Source organism: Streptomyces sp. NBC_01460 (assembly GCF_036227405.1).
Taxonomy (GTDB): Bacteria; Actinomycetota; Actinomycetes; order Streptomycetales; family Streptomycetaceae; genus Streptomyces.
In genome coordinates this window covers 2,276,534-2,300,135 of the sequence record NZ_CP109473.1, presented here as the reverse complement: position 1 = coordinate 2,300,135, position 23,602 = coordinate 2,276,534, and the positions used below count along the sequence as shown (strand labels likewise).

Here is a 23,602-nt window from a genome sequence, read left to right as displayed (position 1 = left end):
TTGCCCGCGTGTGAACCCGGTGTTACCGAGGTTTCCCGGGAGTGTCGGACGGCAGGTCCCCGCCGCCCCGGGCCGTCTCACCCTGCGGAGCACTGGATACGTTCCGAGCCTGCCGCCGGCCGGGGCAGACTGGCCGCATGACGACACACACGGCCTCCGCCGGGCCGCTCCGGATCGGCCTCGTCGGCGCGGGCCCCTGGGCGCGCATGACCCACGCCCCCGCTCTCGCCACCCACCCCGGCGCCGTTCTGAGCGGTGTATGGGGCCGGCGCCCCGAGGCGGCGGACGGGCTGGCCTCCGCCCACGGCACGGAGGCGTACACCGGCGAGGCGGGCCTCGACGCGCTCCTGGCCACCAGCGACGCGGTGGCGTTCGCCGTGCCGCCGGACGTCCAGGCGTCCCTGGCCGTGCGGGCCGCCGACGCCGGATGCCACCTCCTGCTGGACAAACCGGTCGCCACCACGGTGGCGGGCGCGGGCGCGGTCGCCGAGGCCGCCGGACGCGCCGGGGTCGCCTCCGTCGTCTTCTGCACGCTGCGGTTCGCCGGGGGCACGGCCGGGTGGATCGACGAACAGGCCGCGGCGGGCGGCTGGTTCACGGCCCGCGCCCTGTGGATGGGCGCGCTCTTCGCCCCGGGGGCCCGCAGCGAGTTCGCCGCCTCCCCCTGGCGTCGTGAGAAGGGCGCCCTGTGGGACGTGGGCCCGCACGCGCTCTCGGTCCTGATCCCGGTCCTGGGCGACGTCACGGAGGTGGTCGCGGCCCATGGCCCTGCCGACACCACACAGCTGCTGCTGCGCCACACCTCCGGCGCGTCCAGCACGGTGACGCTCGCGCTGGACGGGCCGCCGGCCGCCGCGGGCACCGAGGTCGAGTTCCGGGGCGAGGGGGGCGTGTCCAACCTGCCCGGGGGAGGCGGCGAGGCGCTCGGCGCGTTCCGGACGGCCGTCGACGCGCTGACCGCCGCGGCGCGCACGGGGGTCGCACACCCCTGCGACGTACGGTTCGGGCTGCGGCTCACCGAGGTCCTCGCCGAGGCCGAGGCACAGCTGGGACGGGCCTGACCCACCTGGCACCCGGGGGCGGGGTACGCCTGACCCGCCCCGGCCTCCGGGGCGGGTCCCGCCTCGTCCTCACCGCCCCAGCGCGTCCCGCACCGCCTCGTCCGTCCGCGCCACCACGGCCGAACCGTCCTGCGCGGTGATGATCGGGCGCTGGATCAGCTTCGGGTGCCCGGCCAGCGCCGTGATCCACCGCTCCCGCGCACCGGCGTCCCTCGGCCACTCCCCGACCCCGAGCTCCTCGGCCTCCGCCTCCTGGGTCCGGGTGATGTCCCACGGCTCCAGCCCGAGACGGTCGAGCACCGCCCGGATCTCCTCGGTCGACGGCACGTCCTCCAGGTACCGGCGGACGGTGTAGTCAGCCCCCTCCGCGTCGAGCAGACTCAGCGCGCTGCGGCACTTGGAACAGGCGGGATTGATCCAGATCTCCATGGGGCCAAGGGTACGGGAGTGACCCTCGAAATGGCCTCTGGCCAGGGGCGATTGTCAGTGGGGGGCAGTAGGATGGAGGGAGTTCGTGAGGGTTCCACCACTGCGCCAGGAGGTTGCCGATGGCCGTCGCCACAGCCACACCCGAGCCGCTCCACAAGCCCCTGCGGAAGAAGCGGCTCCCCGCGGGCCGGCCCCGCGAGTGGTATGTCTCGCACAACCGCCGACTGAAGGCCATGCGCCTGGCGATCGCCCTGCTCGACACCGGCGTGTACCAGCCGTCGAGCGCCCACAACGCCCGGATACGCGAGGCGGCCGACCGTCTCGCCATCCACCCGCCGTCCGACACCACCTGCCGCATGGTCCGTGCCCTGATCCGCCACGGCCGCTGACCCCGCCCGCCCGTGCCCCCGAGCCTCCGGGGGCACGGGCCCGGGTGCGCCGGCCGGCTGCGAGACTGCACGCCATGTCTCTCGCCGGCCTGACCCTCGCCCGCTGGCGCGCCCTGGACGCGGCTTCCGCCGAGCGGTGCGCGCGGGAGGCGGCAGGCAGAGCGGGCGGCCGCCTCCTGCGCCTCGACCCCGCCCCGCACCCGGAAGGCGCCGTGCACCGCGCCGTGATCGAGCGGGACGGCGAGCGGTACGCCCTGGTCCCGGGCGGTGACGTGACCGTCGGTTTCGACATGGACGGGTGGCGGCCGCTCCCCGGCCAGCTCACCTCCTACCGCGAGGAGAGCCTCGCGGGCGGCTTCGGCTTCGAGACCGACCCCCGCGCCCACCTCGCGCGGGTGATGACCCCGCGGCGCAAGGTCACCCTGCCCGCCGTACTGATGGCGGTGGAGCCGAGGAAGCTCCCCGAACTCCCCTCTCTCGTAACGGCGTTGTTCGCCGGCCAAGGGCTCAGGCTGCCCCGCCCCGACGAGTGGGAACACGCCTGCGGAGCCGGCGCCGGGACACTCTTCCGCTGGGGCGACGGCTACCCCGCGGGCGTGTCCCCCTACGGCGGCGGCACGGGCCCGCACCTCCTGCCGAACGCCTTCGGGCTGCACATCGCCTTCGACGTCTACGACAGCGCCGAGATGACCTCGGACCCCGGTTCCGTATACGGCGGCGACGGGGGAGAGGCGGTCTGCGGTGGCTACGGCACCCTGCTCGAATGGCTGCCGCTGGCAACCGCCAACCGCAATCCGCACACGGCCGACTTCCTCCACGGGCCGGAGGGCGAGGACATGTTCGAGGACTTCTCCGCACGCCCCGTCATCGACCTCGACTGACGGGTACGGCCGGAGAGGTGCCCGGCCACCGCACACACGGTCCGCACGTGTGGCGTGTCACAGACAACACAGCAGTGCTGTGGGAACTTCAACTCTGTTACTCGTCAGTTGAGTTACCGACGTGCGCGTGGAGAGGGTCGAATGAGCACTCTGCAAGCCATCACGCTCGACCAGATGGTCGACACGGACCGCTACCCCTTGTCGGACCCCGAAGGCACCGCGGCCCGCGCCGTGGTGGCACGGGCGCGGCGCGAACTGGCCGAGGACGGCTGCACCGTCCTCCCCGACTTCGTCCGCCCCGCGCTGCACGAGGCCCTGCGCCAGGAGTGCGCCGCGCTCGCCCCGCACGCCTACTTCGACGTCGAGACGGTCAACGTCTACAACATCGACGTGGACACGGAGCTGCCCGAGGACCACCCCGGCCGGCGCACCTTCGAGCGCGGCAACGCGTTCGTCGCCCGTGACCGCATCCCCGGGGACTCCCTCATCGGCAGGCTCTACGCCCATGAACCGTTCCAGCGGTTCGTCGCCGACTGCTTCACCCTGCCCCGCCTGTACGAGCTCGCCGACCCGCTCTCCGGGCTCGTGCTCAACGTCGTACGGCCGGGCATGGAGCACCCCTGGCACTTCGACACCAACGAGTACACGGTCAGCATGCTGACCCAGGAGGCGGAGGAGGGCGGCTCCTTCGAGTACTGCCCGAACATCAGGTCCGCCGAGGACGAGCGCTTCGACGACGTGCGGGACGTCCTGGACGGCCGCCCCGCACGGCAGCCGGAACGCCTGCCCCTGAGGCCGGGCGACCTGCAGCTGTTCAAGGGCCGCTACTCGCTGCACCGGGTCAGCCCCGTCCGGGGCGGCCTCGCACGCCACAGCGCGATCTTCGCCTACAGCGAGCGCCCCGGCGTCATCGGGAGCGTGGCGCGCACCCGGCAGCTCTTCGGGCGCGTACTGCCCGGACACCTGGCGGCGGAGGGCCGGGCCGTGCGGGGCGACGGGCTGCTGGACTAGAGCCCCTCCCGGCACCAGCACGACGAACGGTTCCAGGCACCCCCACGCGCGCCCCACCGAGGAGAAGCCCCTTGCGTCTCGACGCGTCAGGAAAAGTCTCGCTGGACCACATCTACACCGCGCCCGACCCCCGCACGTACTTCCAGGCGCTCCGCCCGCTCGGCTACCGCGTCCCCCAACTGGCCAAGCCCTACTTCGACAAGCTCATCAAGGAGTACCGGGAGACGGAACAGGTGGCCGTCCCCCGGATCCTGGACATCGGCTGCTCGTACGGGATCAACGCCGCCCTGCTCAAGTACGACGCCACCATGGACGAGCTGTACGCGCGCTACGACGGCAGCGGCCCCGCCTCCCGCGCCGCGCTCCTGGAGCGTGACCGGGACCTCTCCCGCTCCCGCCGCCCCGCACACGGTCTGCGCTTCACCGGCCTGGACGCCTCCACCAGCGCCCTGGCCTACGCGCACGAAGCCGGCTTCCTCGACGACACCGTCCACGCGGACCTGGAGGCGAACGACCCCACCCCCGAGCAGCGGGACCTGCTCGCCGGGACGGACCTGGTGATCTCCACGGGCTGCATCGGCTACGTCACCGAACGCACCCTCATCCGCGTCGTGCGGGCCCAGGACGGCCGCCTCCCCTGGATGGCGCACTTCGTGCTGCGGATGTTCCCCTTCGACCCCGTCGGGAAGGCCCTGGCGGAGCTGGGCTACCGGACCGTCCGGGTCGACGAGGTCTTCAAGCAGCGGCGGTTCGCGGGCCCGGAGGAACAGCGCGGCGTCCTGGACGGCATGGCCGCCGCCGGCGTGGACGCGAGCGGTCTGGAGGAGGACGGCTGGCTCTACGCTCAGCTCTACCTCTCACGGCCGCAGCACCCCTAGACCCCCCATCCCCACTCACCGAGAAGAGAGCCGCATTGAACGTCAGTCAGGAAGCAGCAGCCGACGCGACCTTCGCCCGTGAGGGCACCCTCCCGCGCGTGCCGCTGCCCACGCTCGAGGCGAGCTGCGAGCGGTTCCTCGCCTGGTGCGCCCCGCTGCTGACCGCGGAGGAACGGGCGGAGACGGAGGCCGAGGTCACCGCCTTCCTGCGGCCCGGCGGCCCCGGCCGGACCCTGCACGCGGCGCTGGAGGAGTACGACGCGACGGAGGGCGTGCACAGCTGGCTCGACACCTTCTGGCCGTACCGCTACCTCGGCCGCCGGGACCGGATCGCCCTCAACGCCAACTTCTTCTTCCTGTTCAAGGACACCGGCGAGGGGCAGCTCGACCGGGCGGCCGGGCTCGTCGCGGGGGCCCTGCACTACAAACGGCAGCTCGACGAGGGCCTGATCGCCCCGGTGGAGCAGCGCGGCGTACCCCAGTCGATGGTGCAGAACAGGTACCTCTTCTCCACGACGCGCATCCCCGGTGTGCCGCTGGACACCGTGCGCGCCCCGTACAGCGAGCAGGAGCCCGGGCCGTCCACGGCCCGGCACATCGTGGTGTTCTTCCGGGGCACCATGTTCCGGCTCGACGTGCTCGGCCCCGACGGCGTCCCCCACAGCCTCGACGAGATCGAGGCCGGGCTGCGCGCCGTGACCAAGGCCGACGTCCACACGGCCGAGGAGGACCGGGCCGGCCACCTCACCACGACGGCACGGGCGGAATGGGCCGCCACCCGGGCGTCCCTCACCGCAGGCCACCCCGGCAACGCCCGCACGCTGGACGACATCGAGACCGCCCTGTTCTGCGTCTGCCTGGAGGACTTCGCCCCGGCCGGCACCCAGGAGGCCTGCGACGAACTGCTCCACGGGGACCGCGGCAACCGCTGGTTCGACAAGGCCGTCTCCTTCGTCGTCCACGCGGACGGCAGGGCCGGCATCAACGTCGAGCACTGCGAGCTGGACGGGACGACCATCCTCAGCTTCACCGACGCGCTGCTCGGCACCTCGCCCGAGGAGCACTCCCTCCGCTCCGGCGCCCGCTCCCAGGGCGAACCCGTCCCTCAGCCGCTCACCTTCGAGCTGGACGAGCCCCTCAGGGCCCAGGTGCGCGCCGCCGCCGAGTCGTTCGCCGCGTACGGACGGGACACCGCCACCACCACGGTGTCCTTCCAGGACTTCGGCAGCACGGCGGCCAAGGCGCTCAAGGTGTCCCCGGACGCCTTCGTCCAGGTCGCCTACCAACTGGCCCACCAGCGCGCCAAGGGACACCTGGGGGCGACGTACGAGTCCATCGCCACCCGGCAGTACCGCCACGGCCGCACCGAGGCGATGCGCGTCGTCACCCCCGAGATGCCGGCCTTCGTCGCGGCGATGGAGGACCCCGCGGCCGACCGGGAGACCCGCCGTGCCGCGTTCCGGGCCGCCGCCGCGGCCCATGTGGCACGGGCGAAGGAGTGCCAGGCGGGGGAGGCCCCCGAGCAGCACCTGTGGGAGCTGGAACTGATCCAGCGCCGCCGCGGCGAGGAGCTCGGTGTGGACGAGCAGCCGGCCCTGTACCGCTCCCCGGGGTGGCTCACCCTGCGGGACGACTACCTGAGCACCAGCTCGGCGCCGTCCGAGAACATCCAGTACTTCGGCTTCGGCTCGACGAGCAGCCGTTGCATCGGCATCGCCTACGTCCTGCTGCCGGACCGCTTCAACCTCTACCTCAGCACCCCGCGCACGGTCGCCGGCCAGATGCACGCCTTCGCGGACCATCTCCGCGAGGCGGTCGCCGAACTGCGCGTCCTGCTGGCGGACTGAGCGCCGCCCCGGCCACGCCGAAGGGCCGCCGTCCCGTGCGGGACGGCGGCCCTTCGGCTGCTCAGGAGCGCGTGACCCCTAGAGGTCGAAGTACAGCTCGAACTCGTGCGGGTGCGGGCGCAGCTGGATCGGGGCGATCTCGTGCGTGCGCTTGTAGTCGATCCACGTCTCGATCAGGTCGGGCGTGAAGACGCCGCCGGCCTGGAGGTACTCGTGGTCGGCCTCGAGGGCGTCGAGGACCGCCGGGAGCGAGGTCGGGACCTGCTGGACGCCCGCGTGCTCCTCGGGGGCCAGCTCGTAGAGGTCCTTGTCGATCGGCTCCGGGGGCTCGATCTTGTTCTTGACGCCGTCCAGGCCGGCCATCAGGAGCGCCGAGAACGCCAGGTACGGGTTCGAGGACGGGTCCGGGGCGCGGAACTCGACGCGCTTGGCCTTCGGGTTGGAGCCGGTGATCGGGATGCGCATCGCGGCGGAGCGGTTGCGCTGCGAGTACACCATGTTGACCGGGGCCTCGAAGCCGGGGACCAGGCGGTGGTAGGAGTTCACCGTCGGGTTGGTGAAGGCCAGCAGCGACGGGGCGTGCTTCAGGATGCCGCCGATGTAGTAGCGCGCCATGTCCGAGAGGCCCGCGTAGCCCTGCTCGTCGTAGAACAGCGGGGAGCCGCCGGACCACAGGGACTGGTGGACGTGCATGCCCGAGCCGTTGTCACCGAAGATCGGCTTCGGCATGAAGGTCGCGGTCTTGCCGTTGCGCCAGGCGACGTTCTTCACGATGTACTTGAAGAGCATCAGGTCGTCGGCCGCGGCGAGCAGCGTGTTGAACTTGTAGTTGATCTCGGCCTGGCCGGCGGTGCCGACCTCGTGGTGCTGGCGCTCGACCTGGAGGCCGTTCTTGTCCAGCTCCATGGAGATCTCGGCGCGCAGGTCGGCGAAGTGGTCGACCGGCGGGGTCGGGAAGTAGCCGCCCTTGTAGCGGACCTTGTAACCCCGGTTGTTCTCGACCGCACCGGTGTTCCAGGCGCCGGCCTCGGAGTCGATGTGGTAGAAGCTCTCGTTCGCCGACGTCTGGAAGCGGACGTTGTCGAAGACGTAGAACTCGGCCTCGGGGCCGAAGTACGCCGTGTCGGCGATGCCGGTCGAGGCGAGGTAGGCCTCGGCCTTCTTGGCCACGTTCCGCGGGTCACGGCTGTACTGCTCGCCGGTGATCGGGTCGTGGATGAAGAAGTTGACGTTCACCGTCTTGTCACGGCGGAAGGGATCGACACGGGCCGTGGACAGGTCCGCGCGGAGCGCCATGTCCGACTCGTGGATCGCCTGGAAGCCGCGGATCGACGAGCCGTCGAAAGCCAGTTCCTCGGCCGGGTCGAAGGACGCCGCGGGGATCGTGAAGTGCTGCATCACACCCGGCAGGTCGCAGAACCGGACGTCGACGAACTTGACGTCGTTGTCGGCGATGTACTTCTGGACTTCGTCGGCGTTCTGGAACATCCAACTCCTCCTACTCCCGACCCGGGAAAGGGCGGGGTTGCAGCTCGTCTGTGTGGCCAGTGCGGTGGCACACGCTGGACCCGACCATAGGCAGAAGGGATTTCTCCAGCATGACCCATTTGTTTCGCACAAGTTAACCAGCCCGGTTGCGGGCGGCACCTCAGCGACGTGTTCCGTGCCCCGCCCGGCCAGGCGCAAACGTGGGCGCAGTACCGTGGACGGGTGGACAACAGGCGAGCAATCGGATCGTGGCTCTCGGGGCCGCGCGCGGCGGCCGAGGAGATGGGCGCCGACTTCGGTTACCGGGGCGAGCGCCTCGGTCTCCCCCAGGAGGGCCCGGGGTCGATCGCCCCGCTCGGCAGGCGCTTCGGGGCACTCTTCATCGACTGGGCCCTCTGCATGGTGATCGCATACGGGCTGCTCGCTCGCGGTGACCAGCAGGCCGCCGGGAACTGGGCGCTCGGCGTCTTCCTCGTGATGAGCCTGCTGACGGTCGGAACCCTGGGTTCCACGCCGGGCAAGCGGATCCTGGGGCTGCGGGTCCTCGCCGAGGACGGCGGACGGCTCGGCGCCGGCAGGGTCGTCCTGAGGAGCGTGCTGCTCCTCCTGGTGATCCCGGCCATCGTCTGGGACCGCGACAGCCGCGGCCTCCACGACAGGCTGGCGCGCGCCGTCCAGGTCCGTATCTGAGACGGTCCAGGTCCGTACCCGAGACGAGGGCACCCGACGGACGGATCCGGCGGGACGTAACAACGGGAGCGGCCCCGGACGACTCGGTCGTCCGGGGCCGCTCCATGTGCTCGGTCAGCGCATCTTTCCGCCGCGCGGCATCCGCATGCCCTTCGGCATCGGGCCCTTGGGCAGCGGCATGTTGCTCATCAGGTCGCCCATCGCCCGGAGCCGGTCGTTCGCCGCGGTCACCTGGGGGCCGGTCAGGACCCTCGGGAGCTTCAGCATCGTGGTGCGCACCTTCTTGAGCGGCACCTGGCCCTCGCCGTCGCCGACGATGATGTCGTGCACCGGTACGTCCACGACGATGCGCGCCATCCGCCTCTTCTCGGCGGCCAGCAGGCTCTTCACCCGGTTCGGGTTGCCCTCGGCCACGAGCACGATGCCGGCCTTGCCGACCGCCCGGTGGACGACGTCCTGGCTGCGGTTCATCGCGACGGCCGGGGTCGTGGTCCATCCGCGGCCCACCCGGTCCAGTACCGCCGCGGCCGCGCCGGGCTGTCCCTCCATCTGACCGAAGGCCGCGCGCTCGGCGCGCCGTCCGAAGATGATCGCCATCGCGAGGAACGCCAGGACGAAGCCCAGGATGCCCGCGTAGACCGGGTGACCGATCAGGAAACCGATGGCGAGGAGCACACCGAAGGTGATGATTCCCACACCCGCGACGACGAGACCCACCTTGGGGTCCGACCGCCTGGTCATCTTGTAGGTCAGGGCGATCTGCTTGAGCCGCCCTGCGTTCTCGGCGCTGTCCGCGCCGTCGGTGTGTGCCTTCCTCGCCATGTACCGAAGTTTACGTGGCCCGGGAGTGACCTAGGAACGGTGGTCGGCCACAGCCTTCAGCACATGCTCCACCTCGACCCGGTCCTGTGCCCTGCGGCGGTCCTCCAGGACCGCCGTCCAGGCGTTACGACGGGCGGTGCGCTGGCCGCTGCTCATCAGCAGCGACTCGACCGCGCGGAGCGCGGTGGCGACGGTCGGGATGGCGTTGGCTCGTACCGGTGCTGCGTGCATCGTGGGTGTTCCCCCTCGGAGCGGATGCGCGCGCCCGGCGCGCACTGAGTAGCGGGAAGCAATGACGACGGCGGCTGCGGGAGCCTCCGCGTATGTACCTAGGGTCACTGCTCGGTGTTACCAGTGCATGACCGGTCGGTCAAACACCAATGAAACTCTGATTTCGGCGCCGCGCACGCCGACGCGGCCCATACGGGCCCCCGACCTGCGGGGGGCGTACGGGCCGCGTCGTCACGGCTATTACTGCTCAGTAATCCCTTGTGCGCCGATTCACACGGCGGACGGGGTGGCGGCGGTCGCGCCGCGCCGCTCCATCGCCTGCTGGAAGAGGCGTCCCGCGCGGTAGGAGGAGCGCACCAGCGGCCCCGACATGACGCCGGAGTAACCGATCGCGTCGGCCTCGTCCTTCAGCTCCACGAACTCGTGCGGCTTCACCCAGCGCTCGACCGGATGGTGCCGCGCGGAGGGGCGGAGGTACTGCGTGATCGTGATGAGCTCGCAACCCGCGTCGTGCAGGTCCCGGAGCGCCTCGCTGACCTCTTCGCGGGTCTCGCCCATGCCGAGGATCAGGTTGGACTTCGTCACCAGGCCGGCCTCGCGGGCCCGCGTGATGACCTCGAGGGAGCGCTCGTAACGGAAACCCGGCCGGATCCGCTTGAAGATGCGCGGGACCGTCTCGACGTTGTGCGCGAGCACCTGGGGGCGCGAGGAGAAGACCTCGGCGAGCTGCTCGGGCTCCGCGTTGAAGTCGGGGATGAGCAGCTCCACCTTGGTGGCGCCGCCCTCCCGCCCGGCGGTCTGGGCGTGGATCTGGCGCACGGTCTCCGCGTACAGCCAGGCGCCGCCGTCCTCCAGGTCGTCGCGCGCGACGCCGGTGATCGTGGCGTAGTTCAGGTCCATCGTCACGACGGACTCGCCCACGCGACGGGGCTCGTCGCGGTCCAGCGCCTGCGGCTTGCCCGTGTCGATCTGGCAGAAGTCGCAGCGCCGGGTGCACTGGTCGCCGCCGATGAGGAACGTCGCCTCGCGGTCCTCCCAGCACTCGTAGATGTTCGGACAGCCGGCCTCCTGGCACACGGTGTGCAGGCCTTCGCCCTTCACGAGCGCCTGCATCTTCGTGTACTCGGGGCCCATCTTCGCCCGGGTTTTGATCCACTCGGGCTTGCGCTCGATGGGGGTCTGGCTGTTTCGGACCTCCAGGCGCAGCATCTTGCGCCCGTCGGGTGCGACACCGGACACTCCGGCACCCCTTTGCTTTCGCTGCATTGGATTCTTCGGCGAACACCAGGGTACGCCCGTGGTTAGAACGGTCTTGCGTATGGCCAACCTGTGGCCGAGGGGCCCTATTCCGTCCATGGGCCCGCGCGGGCACCTCAGGCGGGCGCCGCGGCCCTCGGGGTCGTCGGCGGCTCGATGACCCGGGGCGCGGGCTCCGCGTTCTCCAGGACGTCCCTCAGGTGCTTCTCGGCGACCGGGAGGACGTCGGCGATCGTCACCTCTTCGCCCAGTTCGTACGAGAGCGAGGTCACGCCGGCGTCCCGGATCCCGCAGGGCACGATCCTGTCGAACCACGTGTTGTCGGGGTTCACGTTCAGCGCGAAGCCGTGCATGGTCACGCCCTTGGCGACGCGGATCCCGATCGCGGCCAGCTTGCGGTCCTCGCGGCGCTGGCCCGCGTTGGACGGCGCGTACTCGGGACCGTTCAGCCGGGGGTCGAACTCCTCGTCGTGCAGCCGGGGGTCGAAGTCGAGCGAGAGCCCGCCGAGCGAGGGGCGGTCCTCGACCGGGTCGCCGAGGACCCAGACGCCGCTGCGGCCCTCGACCCGGCTGGTCCGCACGCCGAACTCGGCGGCGGTGAGGATCAGCGCGTCCTCGATGCGCCGGACGTGGGCGACCACGTCCACCGGGCGGGGAAGCTTCAGGATCGGGTAGCCGACGAGCTGCCCGGGGCCGTGCCAGGTGATCTTGCCGCCGCGGTCGACGTCGATGACGGGGGTCCCGTCCAGCGGGCGTTCGCTCTCCGTGGTGCGCCGGCCCGCCGTGTAGACGGGCGGGTGCTCGAGGAGCAGGCACGTGTCGGGGACGGCGTCCTCGAACCGGGCCGCGTGCACCTCGCGCTGCTTCTGCCAGGCCTCCTGGTAATCGACCCGCTCCTCGCCGAATCCCAGACGGACGAACCGCAGCTCACTCACTCGGGTGCCTCCCTACTCGCGGTGCCGGAGGGCCGGGGGGTGTCCCCGGAGCCACGTCACCATGCACTGATGTGCGCCCCCAGCCACTGTACGACCGCTCCGGAGGACCGGGTCCGGCAGGTTACGGGCAGGGGGATTTTCGTCAGTGATCCGACAATCCTCACACGATCGGATGAATGTGAAGCGAAGGTCGCCGACGTCGCCGCCGGGGCGGTTAAGTTCGCGCCGTTCCATGACGGGCTCGCCCGCTCCCCGTCGTGGGGGAGCCCGTGAGGGCTGCCCGCCCGGCGCCGAAGGCAGGAGACCTTACAGCTGATGTCGGAACGACCTCCGCAGCGCACCCCGAACAGGCGGCTCGCTGCCCTCATCGCGGAGGCCGGGTTCTCCCATGCGGGCCTGGCCCGCCGCGTGGACCAGCTCGGCCTCGAACACGGGCTCGACCTGCGATACGACAAGACCTCGGTGACCCGCTGGCTGCGCGGCCAGCAGCCCCGGGGCACCACCCCCGCGCTGATCGCCGAGGTCTTCACCCGTCGGCTCGGGCGCCGGCTCTCCGCGCAGGACCTCGGCCTGGACGCGTGTGCGCCCGTCTACGCCGGTCTGGAGTTCGCGGCGACGCCCGCCGAGGCCGTCGACATCGTCAGCGGGCTGTGGCGCAAGGACTCGGGCAGCCACGCGGAGCTGCGCAAGATCGCGTTCACCCCCGCGGGACTGGTCGTCCCCAGCAGGGACTGGCTGATCGGACGGGCCGACGAACGGGTCGGCCGCGGTGATCCGCCGGACCACGTGGGCGGAGCGGCCGGCCTGCCCGCTCCGCGTACGGCCGCGGAGGCCCACACGGGGCGCGGCCCGCACGGGCTCCTCCGGGCCAACGGTTCCGGCACCCCGCACGCGCCCGGCGGACCGGCCCCGGCCCAGCCGGCCGCCGGCCCCGGGATCCGGACCGGGACCGGCGGCACCCGTGGCCCCGGCCCCTCCCGTCCGCCCGCGCCACCGGCCCTGGGCGTCCCGCGCCAGCGGCAGGCCGACGGCGCCGCCGGACAGCGGGTCGGCAGCGGCGACGTCGCCGCGCTGCGCTCGGTGGGCGAGCTCTTCCGCACGCTCGACCACGCCTACGGCGGCGGGCACGCCCGGCAGGCCCTCGTCCGCTACCTGGAGCACGAGGCCGAGCCCATGCTCCGGGGCAGGTACGGGGAGGCGATGGGCCGCCGGCTGTTCTCCGCCGCGGCCGATCTGACCCGGCTCGCGGGATGGACCTCGTACGACATCGCGGCGCACGGCCTCGCCCAGCGCTACTTCGTCCAGGCGCTGCGGCTCGCCCAGGCGGCCGGGGACCGGGCGTACGGCGCGTACGTCCTGATCACGATGAGCAGGCAGGCGGTCTACCTCGGGCACGGCAGGGAGGCCGTCCAGCTGGCCCGCGTCGCCCAGCAGGGCGTCGGCTCCGCCGCGCCGCCCGTCGTCATGGCCCTGCTGCACTCGGTGGAGGCACGCGGGCACGGCGTCCTCGGCGAGACCAGGGCCTGCGTCGCCGCGCTCGTGCGGGCGGAGCGCGCCCTGGCGGCCTCCCGGCCCGGCGACGACGGGCCGCACTGGGCCCGCCACTTCGACGAGGCCCAGCTCGCCGACGAGTTCGGCCACTGCCACCGCGATCTGCAGCAGTACCGCGTCGCCGTCCAGCACGCCGAGCGGTCGCTCGAACTGCGCGCACCGGCGTACGCCCGGAGCAGGCTGTTCTGCCGGGTGGTGCTCGCCTCCGCGCGGCTCGGGCTCGGCGAGCTGGACCAGGCGTGCCTGCTGGGCGCCGAGGCGGCCCAGCAGGCGGCCGAGATGCGGTCCGTCCGGGCGACGGAGTACGTACGCGACTTCGAGCGCCGCCTGGAGCCGTACCGGGACGCCGTCGCCGTACGCGGATACCGCGACCGGGTCGCCGCACTGGGCTGATCCGGGTCCCTGCGCGGGGACCGGGCCGGAGCGGGTCCCGCCCGGTCCGTACACAGGCGCCCCTACGCGGCGGCGGGCAGCCCCACCCCGTCCGGGTTCGGCCGGCGCACCCCCAGGTCCGCGAGGATCGCCGAGGCGGCACGCCTGCCGGAGCGCAGGGCGCCCTGGACCGTGCTGGTGTCGCGGTGGTCGCCGCACACGTACAGCCCCGCGAGCACCCGGACCGGGCGCGACGGGTCGTGCGGCGGCGGCATGGCCGGCACGGCCTCCGGATCGTGGTGCGAGGCCAGCAGTTCCCAGTCGTCGGTGGGGGTGCCGTACAGCGTGGCGAGATGCGCGCGCACCGAGCGGTCGAGGTCCGGCGGCGGTGGGCCGAGCACCGTGGAGGTGATGAGGGCCCGGCCGTGCGGGGCGCGGGAGGGATCGACCTCGCTCATCACGGCGGTGTGCGACACCGGCCCCGAACGGTCCGCGGCCAGCAGCAGACGGGCGCCCGTCGACGGTGCCTCGGCTGCGGTGTGGTGCAGCACCGTCACCGGGTGGAACGCGGGTGTCCGCAGACCCGGAAGCAGCTCGGCCGCGGCCCCCGCCCCGGTGGCCAGCAGGAGCGACCGGCAGCCCAGCTCGCCGTGCTCCTTGGTGCGCACGGAGGTGATGTCGGCGGCCGTCACATGGACCCCCGTCCGTACGGTCCCCGGCGGCAGGGCGGCGGCCAGCAACTCGGGCAGCGTCGCGGAACCGCCCGAGGGGACGCAGAGCCGGCCGCGCGCGTAGTCCCGGAGCGTGAGGTCGGCGATGCGGCTCGACGTGGTGAGCCCGGGGTCGTGGAGCAGCGCCGAGAGCAGCGGGTGCAGGAATCCGCCGACGACGCGGGACGAGAGGCCCCGTGCCGAGACCGTCCCGGCCGCCGTCCTGTCGGGCCGGGTCAGGATCCGGGACTCGGGAGTGGTGGCGAGCCGGGCCAGCCAGGCCCCGAGCCTCGCCTGTTCGATCGCCCCACCCAGGGGCGCACGAAGGGCGCTCGGCCGGGAGCGTACGGCGCGAAGTGCGCCCCGCGCGCTCCGTACGTCCCCGGCGCGGTACTGCCGCCCCTCGCTGTGGACGAGCACGCCCGGGGCGAAGTCCCGCAGGACCAGCCCTTCGAGCCCCGGGGTGGTGCTCAGCTCCGGATACGCGGAACTGAGCAGCGGCCCCAGATGGTCGAGCCGGAAACCGTCCATGTCGTGGGTGGCCATCCGGCCGCCCACCTGGGTGGCGGCCTCCAGGACGCTGACGCCCACTCCCGCGCTGATCAGCTGGTGGGCCGCCGAAAGGCCGGCGATCCCGGCCCCGATGATGACCACATCCGCGTGGTCCGCTGTGTGTGCCCCGATCACGTGCCCCTCCCCGAGTCGGTGCGACTGCTGGGGGGCTATTGCCCCCAACAGGCCCCCGGAATGCCCGAGTTCGGGTCGAGGCTAGGCGTATGGCCGAGAGAGGCGCAGTCGCGCGCACCCCGGGCACCGGTGCACGGGGTCGCACGGCGCCCCGGCGCGGGGAGCCGGGGCAGGCCGCGGGCCGCGATCAGCGCAGGGCGGCGCGGATGGCGTCGTCGACCCCGGGGAAGGCGAACGCGAAGCCGGAGTCGAGAAGTTGGCCGGGCAGCACCCGCTGACTGGCCAGGACGTCCCCGGAGAACTCCCCGAGCGCGGCCTTCAGGGCCGGCGCCGGGGCGGTGAACAGGGTGGGGCGCCGCAGCACCCGCCCCATCGCGGCCGTCACCTCGCTGTTGGTGACGGGGGAGGGGCCCGTCAGGTTCACCGGACCCGAAAGCGTCTCCGTGTCCAGGATGTGCCGCAGGGCGGCGATGTGGTCGTGCAGCGCGATGAAGCTCCAGTACTGCCGGCCGTTGCCCATCCGTCCGCCGAGGCCCGCCTTGAAGAGAGGGAAGAGGCGCCCCCAGGCGCCGCCGTGCCGGGAGACGACCAGACCGGTCCTGGCGTGGACCGTGCGCACCCCCGCCTCCTCGGCGGGGGCCGTCGCCTCCTCCCACTCCACGCAGACGGACGGCAGGAAGCCCTCGCCGGGCGGTGCGCCCTCGTCCACGGCGTGGTCCCCGGTGTCGCCGTAGAAGCCGATGGCGGACCCGGACAGCAGCACCTTCGGCGGGGCGTCGAGGGAGGCCACCGCCTCGGCGACGGCCGCCGTGCCCAGCACCCGGCTGTCGCGGATCTCCCGCTTGTACTCCTCGGTCCAGCGGTGGTCCCCGACCCCGGCGCCGGCCAGGTGGACGACCGCGTCGCAGCCGACCAGGCCGGCCACGTCGACGTGCTGCCGCTTCGGGTCCCACTCCACCTCGTCGCCGGTGGCGGCCGGGCGGCGCACCAGGCGCACCACCTCGTGCCCGTCGGCACGCAGCGAGCGCACGAGCGCCGCTCCGATGAGGCCGGTGGATCCGGTGACGGCGATTCGGGAGCGCAGCATGACGCCCATCCTGCCCCATGTGCCTCCCGTCACACGGAAGGAGCGTGGCACAGTGGCGCACATGTCCGAGCCGCACTTCCGTTCCCTCCGCCCCGTCCGTCCCGCCCTGCCCGGGGACGAGACCGCGCTCGGGGAGCTCGACCGGGCCACCTGGTCGACGCTCCACGCCGTCCAGCCGAGGCCGCAGCCGCCGTACGCGCCCTTCTTCGACGACCGGCACCCGCCCCGCGAGTTCCTCGTCGCCGACGCGGTCACCGGCGCGGGCGGGGTGAGCCCGGCCGGCTACATCCGGCTCGGCCGCCCCACTCCGCTCGCCTGCAACGCCCACGTGCGCCAGATACAGGGCCTCACCGTCGCCGGCTGGGCGCGGCGCCAGGGCGTCGCACGGGCGCTGCTCCACGCCTCGTACGCGGAGGCACGGCGGCAGGGCGCCGGACGGCTCACCCTGCGGGTGCTCGGGCACAACACCGCCGCGCGGGAGCTGTACGAGGCGGAGGGCTTCACCGTGGAGGGCGTACTACCGGGGGAGTTCTTCCTGGGCGGGCGGTACGTCGACGACGTCCTGATGGGCCGTTCGACGGCGGCCTGACCGGCGGCGCGGACCCCGGCGGGACCCGGCCCGGACTCAGACCGGTCCGAAGCGCTCCCAGAGCGCGGGGTAACGCTCCGCCAGCGCCGCGTCGTCGTCGAAGCCGAAAGGCGTACCGGCCGGTTCCGTCGCCTGCGGCGGCAGCCCCAGGTCGGGGGTGACGACACCGGTGAGCTGTTCGTAGGCCTCGTCGGCGGCGTAGCCGAGGTCCTCACCGTCCCCGTCGAGCTCCTCGTCGAAGTCGTCCAGGAGCTCGGCCAGGCTGTCCGGGTCGTGCACGGCGCCCTCGAAGACCTCGCGGCCCTGCGCGATCAGCCAGCAGCGGAAGTAGTCGAACGCGTCGTCGCTCGCGCCGCCCAGCAGGACGGCCGCAGCACCCCACAGGTCCCATCGGTACGCGCGGTTGTACCGGGCCTCGAAGTGCCGGGCGAAGTCCAGCACGGAGTCGGGGTCGAGCCGCGCCAGGCGTTCGACGAGCAGGTCGGCGTGCTCCTCGGGGTCGCCCTCGGCGGCCTCGCGGGTGCGGTCGATGATCTCCCAGAACTCCGTCTCGTCCATCACTGCTCCAGCATCTGCCCCGAGGACGGGCGACGCACGCCCAGACACCGAAATGAAGCCTTCGGCATCACTTCCGGGCCACTTCAGCGATAGAGGTCGCGCAGTCGTTCGGCGGTGTCGGCCATGCGTTCGCGCAAGGCCGCCGGTGCGAGGACCTCCACCTCCGGTCCGAGCGTGAGCAGCTGGACGTACGCCACCTCCAGCGACTCGACCGGCAGGACGACCGTGCGCGGTCCGTCTCCGTCCGGGGAGGCGGCCCCGGCCAGCGCCTCGTCGGCGGCGGCCCGGTCCACGGCGTGCGGCAGCCGCCGCACACCCTCCTCCGACAGCCGCACCGTCACCTCCGTACGCAGGATCGACCGGGCGAACTGCGCCGCCCGCTCCTCCCAGAAGCGCGGGAGGTCGAAGTCCTCGTCCCGTACGAAGCGCGTCTCCGACACGGCGACCGCGGTGAACCGGTCGATCCGGTACACCCGGAAGTCCTCCCCGGCACGGGCGCAGAGATACCAGACGCCCGCCTTCAGGACGAGTCCGTACGGGGCCAGTTCCCGTTCCACCTCGCCCGAGGACCGGCGCCGGTAGCGGGCCCGGACCAGACGGTCGTCCCAGACGGCCTCCGCGACGGCGGGCAGCAGCTCGGGGGTGACCGGATCGTGGTACCAGCCGGGGGCGTCCAGATGGAAGCGCCGGGCGGCGCTGTGCGAGGCGTCCCGCAGCGAGGGCAGCAGGGCGGCCGAGACCTTCAGCCGGGCGGCCGAGGCCGCGTCGTCGAGCCCCATCTCGCGCAGCGCGGAGGGCAGCCCGGACAGGAAGAGGGCCTCGGCCTCATGGCGGGCCAGACCGGTGAGCCGGGTCCGGTAGCCGCCCACGAGCCGGTAGCCGCCGACCCTGCCGCGGTCGGCGTGGACGGGCACACCCGCCTCGGAGAGCGCCTGGGCGTCCCGGGCCACCGTGCGCTCCGACACCTCCAGCTCCCCGGCCAGCTCGGAGCCGGTCATGGAGGGCCGGGACTGCAGGAGCAGCACCATCTTGATCAGGCGGGCAGCACGCATGCGGCCATTGTGCGTCCCCGCGCCGCGCCGCCCGCGGCCGCCCGGCCCCCGGAGGCGGGGCGAAGGCTCAGCGCCGGGTCACCTTCGCGCGCAGACCGCGCCAGGTCCTGCCGAGCGGGCGGCGGGCCGGTGCCGGGATGTGCACGGTCCACCGGCGCGGCGGAAGGGCGTCCATGCGGTGGTAGAACTCGTCCACGTCGACGGCGAGCGTGCCTCCGGCGGTCCAGTAGGGAACGACGCCGACGCCCTCGGGCCCGACCCGGGTGGCTCCCGCCGCTGTCAGCTCCCGGCGCCGGTCCCCCTCGATGCGGACACCTCTGCCCACCCCGAGGAGTTGCAGCGAGCCCCGCACGTCGTAGATCCCACGCTGCAGGGGGCCGCCGCCGGCCGCCGTGAGCGGATCGATCTCCAGGCTGCCCCGGACGACGAGCCGACTGCGTCCCGGGCCGGCGGGGACGACCGTCGCCCTCAGATCGCTGGTGGGGAACCAGCCCATGGGCCGCTCGCGGTCCTTCAGCAGCACGTGCGCGGAGACCGCGCGCAGGGGGTCGCCGATCTCCCACTCCGTCACCGCCGGGTTCCCTTCCAGGAGCCAGGGGTCGAGCAGCAGGCGTCCGTCGCGCTCCAGCATGATCACCGGGGTGCCGTCGGCATGCGTCATGGCCATGTGGAGAGGTGCGGTCAGCCTGCCCTCCCGCCACCGCAGCCGGCCCAGGACGGCCCGTGTCCGCAGCGTGCGGGTGCGCTCGGCCAGCGCGCGCAGACCGTCGAGGCGGCCGTCCTCCAGGAGCGTCGCGCGGAGCCGCTGCACGGCGGGGAGCCCTTCCCGTACGCCGGGGGTGAACTCCTCCGCGACGAGCCTGCGGACCGTCTCGAACCGGGACCGGACGTCCAGGTGGGGACTGAGCACCCGGGGCTCGCTCACCTGGTGGAGGATCTCGACGCGGTAGGGGCGGCGCAGCAGCGCGTCGCGCTCGGCGCCCGGCTCCGTGCCGTCCTTCAGCGCCCGGACGACCTGGCGCAGGTTGCCGAAGTAGCCCTGGACGTCGATCGGCGCGCTGCTGTTGTTGCCCTTGTCCTCTCGGCGCATCCAGTAGTAGCAGGGGTAGTCGGCCAGTACGGAGACCCGCTCGGTGGCGACGTAGGCCCGGGCCATGAACAGCTGGTCCTCCAGGCGGCATCTGCCCTCCGGGAAGGTGATGCCGTTCTCCAGGAGGAACGACCGCCGGAACATCTTGTGCGGGGTGAGCGAGTCCATCAGCTGGTGGTCGCGCACCGAGCAGCGGTCGATGGTCCGGGCGAACACGGTGCTGGGCGGCTGCATGGTGCCGGCGACCTTGCCCAGCACGATGTCCGACTCGTTCTTCGTGCCCAGGGCGCAGAGCCGCTCCAGGGCCTCCACGCCCAGCTCGTCGTCCTGGTCCACGAACTGGACGAACTCGCCCCTGCTCCGCGCCACCCCCACGTTGCGCGGCTTGCCGGGCCAGCCCGAGTTCTCCTGGTGGATGACGCGGACGTGCGGATGGGCGGCGGCCAGCCGGTCCAGACGCTCCCCGGAGTCGTCGGTCGATCCGTCGTTGACGTACAGGACCTCGTACCGGTCGGCCCCGATGCTCTGCCCGAGCAGGGACGGGGCGCACGACTCGATGTAGTGCGACGCGTTGTAGATCGGAACGACGATCGTGGCCCGCAACGTGTGCGGCAGGAACGTCTCGGCAGTGGTCATACTGCTCCCCCCTCAAGGCCGTGCCGGGGGGTGGTGGGGGATACCCGCCCGATCGCACGAAAACGGTAATCGTCACATGTGCCCGTATGAGCCCATAAAAAGCCGACCGGGAGACAGCTCTCCGCCGACCGGTCTCCGCCGGGGGCGGTCCGTCGCCCGAGAGGCGCAGGAATCACCCTCGTAGACCACCGAACAGGGCCGTGCGTTGCACGGAACCGCCCATTCCTCGCATGAAGTTTTTTGTTCGTTGCGCATCTGTACACGTGGTGAACGAGCAGCGGTCATGCGGACATGCGTCGAACGCCTTCCCCGGAAGGCAGGAGCGCCCCGCGGGTGGAGACGCCCGCAGGGCGGGCTCGAAGTGAGCCCGCCCTGCGGGGTGGAGCGAGGAGCCGTGCGGCGTGGCCGACGGCCGGCCGATCAGAGGCCGTACTGCTCCCGGGCCTCCTTGACCTTGGAGGCCGGGATCTCGCCGCGGCGGGCCAGCTGGGCCAGCGCGGCGACCGTGACGGACTCGGCGTCGACGCCGAAGTGGCGGCGGGCACCCTCACGGGTGTCGGAGAGGCCGAAGCCGTCCGTGCCGAGCGAGGACCAGTCCTGCTCCACCCACTGGCTGATGGAGTCCGGGACCGCGCGCATCCAGTCGCTGACCGCGAGGACCGGGCCCGGCGCGCCGGAGAGCGCCTGGGTCACGTACGGGACGCGCTCCTCGCCGCGGAGCAGGGCCTCGTCGCAGTCCAGCGCGTCGCGGCGCAGCTCGCCCCACGAGGTGGCGGACCAGACGTCGGCCGTGACACCCCAGTCCGCGGCCAGCAGCTCCTGGGCCTTCAGCGCCCAGTGGATCGCCGTGCCGGAGCCCAGCAGCTGGAGGCGCGGGGCGTCCGCCGAGGCGGGCGTGCCCTCCTTGAAGCGGTACAGGCCCTTGACGATGCCCTCCTCGACGCCTTCCGGCATCGCGGGCTGCTGCTTCGGCTCGTTGTAGACCGTCAGGTAGTAGAAGACGTCCTCGGCCTGCGGGCCGTACATCCGGCGCAGACCGTCCTTGACGATCACCGCGATCTCGTACGCGAACGCCGGGTCGTAGTTGAGCGACGCCGGGTTCGTGGACGCGATCAGGTGCGAATGGCCGTCCGCGTGCTGGAGGCCCTCACCCGTCAGGGTCGTGCGGCCGGCCGTGGCACCGACGATGAAGCCCTTGCCGAGCTGGTCGGCGAGCTGCCACATCTGGTCGCCGGTCCGCTGCCAGCCGAACATCGAGTAGAAGATGTAGAACGGGATCATCGTCTCGCCGTGCGTCGCGTACGACGAGGCGGCGGCGATGAAGTCGGCCATGGCCCCGGCCTCGGTGATCCCCTCGTTGAGGATCTGGCCGTCCTTGGCCTCCTTGTAGTACATCAGCTGGTCGCGGTCGACCGGCTCGTACGTCTGGCCGAGGGGCGAGTAGATGCCGGCCGAGGGGAACAGCGACTCCATACCGAAGGTACGGGCCTCGTCCGGGACGATCGGGACCCAGCGCCTGCCGGTCTCCTTGTCCCGCATCAGGTCCTTCACCAGGCGGACGAACGCCATGGTGGTCGCCATCTCCTGCTTGCCGGACCCCTTGTAGAGGGCCTTGAACGCGCGCTCCTCCGGCTGGGGCAGCTCCACGGCGTGCACCCGGCGGGCGGGGGCCGGGCCACCGAGGGCGGCACGGCGCTCCTGGAGGTAGCGGACCTCGGGGGAGTCGGCGCCCGGGTGGCCGTAGGGGACCAGCCCGTCCTCGAAGGCGCTGTCCGGGATCGGGAGGCCGAGCAGCTCGCGCATGCTCTTGAACTCGTCGATCGACAGCTTCTTCATCTGGTGGTTGGCGTTCTTGGACTCGAAGCCCTTGCCGAGGGTGTAGCCCTTGACCGTCTGGGCCAGGATCACGGTCGGCGCGCCCTTGTGCTCCAGGGCCGCGCGGTAGGCCGCGTACACCTTGCGGGCCTCGTGGCCGCCGCGGGAGCTGTAGAAACACTCGGCGATCTTCGCGTCGCTCAGCAGTTTCGCCAGCTCGGCGAGGGCGGGCTCGGCGCCGAAGAAGTGCTCGCGGATGTAGGCCACGTCGCGCGTCGCGTACGTCTGGAACTGCGCGTCCGGGACCTCGCGGAGGCGGCGGATCAGCGCGCCCGTGGTGTCCAGCTGGAACAGCTCGTCCCAGGCGGAACCCCAGAGCGTCTTGACGACGTTCCAGCCGGCCCCGCGGAACGCGCCCTCGAGCTCCTGGACCACGCGGAAGTTGGCGCGGACCGGGCCGTCGAGACGCTGCAGGTTGCAGTTGATGACGAAGGTCAGGTTGTCGAGCTGCTCACGCGCCGCGAGGGCGAGGGCCGCGGTCGACTCGGGCTCGTCCATCTCGCCGTCGCCCAGGAAGGCCCAGACGTGCGAGTTCGACGTGTCCTTGATCTTGCGGTTGGTCAGATAGCGGTTGAAGCGCGCCTGGTAGATCGCCGAGAGCGGGCCGAGGCCCATCGACACCGTGGGGAACTCCCACAGCCAGGGCAGCCGCCGCGGGTGCGGGTACGACGGCAGGCCGTCGCCCCCCGACTCCTGGCGGAAGTTGTCGAGCTGCTGCTCGCTGAGGCGGCCGTCGAGGAAGGCGCGGGCGTAGATGCCGGGCGAGGCGTGGCCCTGGATGTAGAGCTGGTCGCCGGAGCCGTCACCTTCCTTGCCGCGGAAGAAGTGGTTGAAGCCGGTCTCGTACAGCCAGGCCGCCGAGGCGAACGTGGCGATGTGACCGCCGACGCCGTACCGGGCGCCCCGGGTGACCATCGCGGCCGCGTTCCAGCGGTTCCACGCGGTGATCTTCGATTCCATCTCCAGGTCGCCGTCGAACGCGGGCTCGGCGGAGGTGGGGATGGTGTTGACGTAATCGCTCTCCAGCAGCTTGGGCAGCGCGATGCCGGCGCCCTCGGCGTGCTGGAGCGAACGCCGCATCAGGTACGCGGCGCGGTGCGGGCCCGCGGCCTTGGTGACGGCGTCCAGGGAGGCCGCCCACTCGGCGGTCTCCTCGGGGTCGCGGTCCGGGAGCTGGTCGAGCTCGCTCGGAAGCTTTGCTACGGGGTCGGTCATGATCGCCGCCTTCCGGAGTGGGAGGGGGTGGAGAAGGCCCTGGCTGGCAGGACAGGGCGATCGGGCCGGTGGGCCCGCGACTGAACTGTAAGTCTCCGATCGATGATCGATCAAAGGGTGAAGGGCAAAACTTCTCGATATGAAGAAAAGTGGCATGCGGTGCCGCGAAAGGGGGCACGGAGTGACGGGATCAAGGGGGCGAAACGGGCGCTGACCTGCACGGTCGAGCGGCCCGCGCCGCAGATGGGCGCCCCCGTCCCC

Annotated in this window: 21 protein-coding genes; 9 read left to right on the top strand and 12 right to left on the bottom strand. The window is 72.3% G+C overall.

Annotated elements, in window-relative coordinates:
- Positions 1-137 precede the first annotated feature (137 nt).
- Positions 138-1,061 (top strand): Gfo/Idh/MocA family protein, encoded by a 924-nt coding sequence (locus OG488_RS10245; protein WP_329227994.1) that lies wholly within the window; start codon positions 138-140, stop codon positions 1,059-1,061.
- A gap of 69 nt (positions 1,062-1,130) precedes the next feature.
- Here OG488_RS10245 and OG488_RS10240 read toward each other — a convergent pair whose 3' ends face one another.
- Positions 1,131-1,490 carry an ArsC/Spx/MgsR family protein gene (locus tag OG488_RS10240; protein ID WP_329227992.1) on the bottom strand — a complete coding sequence of 120 codons (360 nt, stop codon included), beginning with the start codon at positions 1,488-1,490 and terminating at the stop codon, positions 1,131-1,133.
- A gap of 119 nt (positions 1,491-1,609) precedes the next feature.
- Here OG488_RS10240 and OG488_RS10235 point away from each other — a divergent pair, with 119 nt between their 5' ends.
- The 5 genes from OG488_RS10235 to OG488_RS10215 all read left to right on the top strand — a co-directional run bounded on the left by OG488_RS10235 (position 1,610) and on the right by OG488_RS10215 (position 6,496).
- Positions 1,610-1,879, top strand: a complete 270-nt coding sequence (locus OG488_RS10235; protein WP_329227990.1) for a hypothetical protein — start codon at positions 1,610-1,612, stop codon at positions 1,877-1,879.
- A gap of 74 nt (positions 1,880-1,953) precedes the next feature.
- Positions 1,954-2,760 (top strand): hypothetical protein, encoded by an 807-nt coding sequence (locus tag OG488_RS10230; RefSeq protein ID WP_329227988.1) that lies wholly within the window; start codon positions 1,954-1,956, stop codon positions 2,758-2,760.
- 141 nt (positions 2,761-2,901) lie between these two features.
- Positions 2,902-3,771: a HalD/BesD family halogenase gene (locus OG488_RS10225; protein ID WP_329227987.1), complete on the top strand. Its 870-nt coding sequence runs from the start codon at positions 2,902-2,904 to the stop codon at positions 3,769-3,771.
- A gap of 71 nt (positions 3,772-3,842) precedes the next feature.
- The gene (locus tag OG488_RS10220) at positions 3,843-4,649 is read left to right on the top strand and encodes a class I SAM-dependent methyltransferase (protein WP_329227985.1); all 807 of its coding nucleotides are present in this window, start codon (positions 3,843-3,845) and stop codon (positions 4,647-4,649) included.
- 35 nt (positions 4,650-4,684) lie between these two features.
- Positions 4,685-6,496 carry a choline/carnitine O-acyltransferase gene (locus OG488_RS10215; RefSeq protein WP_329227983.1) on the top strand — a complete coding sequence of 604 codons (1,812 nt, stop codon included), beginning with the start codon at positions 4,685-4,687 and terminating at the stop codon, positions 6,494-6,496.
- 78 nt (positions 6,497-6,574) lie between these two features.
- Here OG488_RS10215 and glnA read toward each other — a convergent pair whose 3' ends face one another.
- On the bottom strand, positions 6,575-7,984 hold the full coding sequence (gene glnA, locus OG488_RS10210; protein ID WP_104784933.1) for a type I glutamate--ammonia ligase: 1,410 nt from the start codon (positions 7,982-7,984) through the stop codon (positions 6,575-6,577).
- Between the two features lie 222 nt (positions 7,985-8,206).
- Between glnA and OG488_RS10205 the strand changes: the two genes are divergently transcribed.
- Positions 8,207-8,674 (top strand): RDD family protein, encoded by a 468-nt coding sequence (locus OG488_RS10205; RefSeq protein WP_329227980.1) that lies wholly within the window; start codon positions 8,207-8,209, stop codon positions 8,672-8,674.
- 114 nt (positions 8,675-8,788) lie between these two features.
- Here OG488_RS10205 and OG488_RS10200 read toward each other — a convergent pair whose 3' ends face one another.
- The 4 genes from OG488_RS10200 to lipB all read right to left on the bottom strand — a co-directional run bounded on the left by OG488_RS10200 (position 8,789) and on the right by lipB (position 11,919).
- Positions 8,789-9,496 (bottom strand): DUF4191 domain-containing protein, encoded by a 708-nt coding sequence (locus OG488_RS10200; protein ID WP_329227978.1) that lies wholly within the window; start codon positions 9,494-9,496, stop codon positions 8,789-8,791.
- A gap of 30 nt (positions 9,497-9,526) precedes the next feature.
- Complete coding sequence (locus OG488_RS10195; protein WP_329227976.1) at positions 9,527-9,727, bottom strand: SCO2195 family GlnR-regulated protein; 201 nt, start codon at positions 9,725-9,727, stop codon at positions 9,527-9,529.
- 270 nt (positions 9,728-9,997) lie between these two features.
- Entirely contained in the window at positions 9,998-10,966 is a 969-nt protein-coding gene (gene lipA / locus OG488_RS10190) for a lipoyl synthase (RefSeq protein ID WP_329227975.1), read from the bottom strand.
- 134 nt (positions 10,967-11,100) lie between these two features.
- On the bottom strand, positions 11,101-11,919 hold the full coding sequence (lipB, locus tag OG488_RS10185; RefSeq protein ID WP_329227973.1) for a lipoyl(octanoyl) transferase LipB: 819 nt from the start codon (positions 11,917-11,919) through the stop codon (positions 11,101-11,103).
- 315 nt (positions 11,920-12,234) lie between these two features.
- Here lipB and OG488_RS10180 point away from each other — a divergent pair, with 315 nt between their 5' ends.
- The gene (locus OG488_RS10180) at positions 12,235-13,863 is read left to right on the top strand and encodes a regulator (RefSeq protein ID WP_329227971.1); all 1,629 of its coding nucleotides are present in this window, start codon (positions 12,235-12,237) and stop codon (positions 13,861-13,863) included.
- 62 nt (positions 13,864-13,925) lie between these two features.
- On the opposite strand, the gene OG488_RS10175 is transcribed toward OG488_RS10180, so the two are convergent.
- Complete coding sequence (locus OG488_RS10175) at positions 13,926-15,239, bottom strand: NAD(P)/FAD-dependent oxidoreductase (RefSeq protein WP_329227969.1); 1,314 nt, start codon at positions 15,237-15,239, stop codon at positions 13,926-13,928.
- A gap of 187 nt (positions 15,240-15,426) precedes the next feature.
- Positions 15,427-16,326 (bottom strand): TIGR01777 family oxidoreductase, encoded by a 900-nt coding sequence (locus OG488_RS10170; protein ID WP_329227967.1) that lies wholly within the window; start codon positions 16,324-16,326, stop codon positions 15,427-15,429.
- Between the two features lie 61 nt (positions 16,327-16,387).
- On the opposite strand from OG488_RS10170, the gene OG488_RS10165 reads away from it, so the two are divergent.
- Positions 16,388-16,915 carry a GNAT family N-acetyltransferase gene (locus OG488_RS10165; protein WP_329227966.1) on the top strand — a complete coding sequence of 176 codons (528 nt, stop codon included), beginning with the start codon at positions 16,388-16,390 and terminating at the stop codon, positions 16,913-16,915.
- A 36-nt stretch (positions 16,916-16,951) separates the two neighbouring features.
- On the opposite strand, the gene OG488_RS10160 is transcribed toward OG488_RS10165, so the two are convergent.
- The 4 genes from OG488_RS10160 to aceE form a co-directional block, all read right to left on the bottom strand.
- Positions 16,952-17,473, bottom strand: coding sequence for a DUF4240 domain-containing protein (locus OG488_RS10160; RefSeq protein WP_329227964.1), 522 nt, complete (start codon positions 17,471-17,473; stop codon positions 16,952-16,954).
- A gap of 83 nt (positions 17,474-17,556) precedes the next feature.
- Positions 17,557-18,525, bottom strand: a complete 969-nt coding sequence (locus tag OG488_RS10155) for a helix-turn-helix transcriptional regulator (RefSeq protein ID WP_329227962.1) — start codon at positions 18,523-18,525, stop codon at positions 17,557-17,559.
- A gap of 67 nt (positions 18,526-18,592) precedes the next feature.
- Positions 18,593-20,251, bottom strand: a complete 1,659-nt coding sequence (locus tag OG488_RS10150) for a glycosyltransferase (protein ID WP_329227960.1) — start codon at positions 20,249-20,251, stop codon at positions 18,593-18,595.
- A 420-nt stretch (positions 20,252-20,671) separates the two neighbouring features.
- Complete coding sequence (gene aceE, locus OG488_RS10145) at positions 20,672-23,341, bottom strand: pyruvate dehydrogenase (acetyl-transferring), homodimeric type (protein ID WP_329227958.1); 2,670 nt, start codon at positions 23,339-23,341, stop codon at positions 20,672-20,674.
- Between the last annotated feature and the right edge of the window lie 261 nt (positions 23,342-23,602).

Excerpts from the sequence above, each read along its gene's own strand:
- OG488_RS10245 (WP_329227994.1), top strand. The coding sequence starts at position 138 with ATGACGACACACACGGCCTCCGCCGGGCCGCTCCGGATCGGCCTCGTC.
- OG488_RS10240 (WP_329227992.1), bottom strand. The coding sequence starts at position 1,490 with ATGGAGATCTGGATCAATCCCGCCTGTTCCAAGTGCCGCAGCGCGCTG.
- OG488_RS10235 (WP_329227990.1), top strand. The coding sequence starts at position 1,610 with ATGGCCGTCGCCACAGCCACACCCGAGCCGCTCCACAAGCCCCTGCGG.
- OG488_RS10230 (WP_329227988.1), top strand. The coding sequence starts at position 1,954 with ATGTCTCTCGCCGGCCTGACCCTCGCCCGCTGGCGCGCCCTGGACGCG.
- OG488_RS10225 (WP_329227987.1), top strand. The coding sequence starts at position 2,902 with ATGAGCACTCTGCAAGCCATCACGCTCGACCAGATGGTCGACACGGAC.
- glnA (WP_104784933.1), bottom strand. The coding sequence starts at position 7,984 with ATGTTCCAGAACGCCGACGAAGTCCAGAAGTACATCGCCGACAACGAC.
- OG488_RS10200 (WP_329227978.1), bottom strand. The coding sequence starts at position 9,496 with ATGGCGAGGAAGGCACACACCGACGGCGCGGACAGCGCCGAGAACGCA.
- OG488_RS10195 (WP_329227976.1), bottom strand. The coding sequence starts at position 9,727 with ATGCACGCAGCACCGGTACGAGCCAACGCCATCCCGACCGTCGCCACC.
- OG488_RS10180 (WP_329227971.1), top strand. The coding sequence starts at position 12,235 with ATGTCGGAACGACCTCCGCAGCGCACCCCGAACAGGCGGCTCGCTGCC.
- OG488_RS10170 (WP_329227967.1), bottom strand. The coding sequence starts at position 16,326 with ATGCTGCGCTCCCGAATCGCCGTCACCGGATCCACCGGCCTCATCGGA.
- OG488_RS10165 (WP_329227966.1), top strand. The coding sequence starts at position 16,388 with ATGTCCGAGCCGCACTTCCGTTCCCTCCGCCCCGTCCGTCCCGCCCTG.
- OG488_RS10160 (WP_329227964.1), bottom strand. The coding sequence starts at position 17,473 with ATGGACGAGACGGAGTTCTGGGAGATCATCGACCGCACCCGCGAGGCC.
- OG488_RS10155 (WP_329227962.1), bottom strand. The coding sequence starts at position 18,525 with ATGCGTGCTGCCCGCCTGATCAAGATGGTGCTGCTCCTGCAGTCCCGG.
- OG488_RS10150 (WP_329227960.1), bottom strand. The coding sequence starts at position 20,251 with ATGACCACTGCCGAGACGTTCCTGCCGCACACGTTGCGGGCCACGATC.
- aceE (WP_329227958.1), bottom strand. The coding sequence starts at position 23,341 with ATGACCGACCCCGTAGCAAAGCTTCCGAGCGAGCTCGACCAGCTCCCG.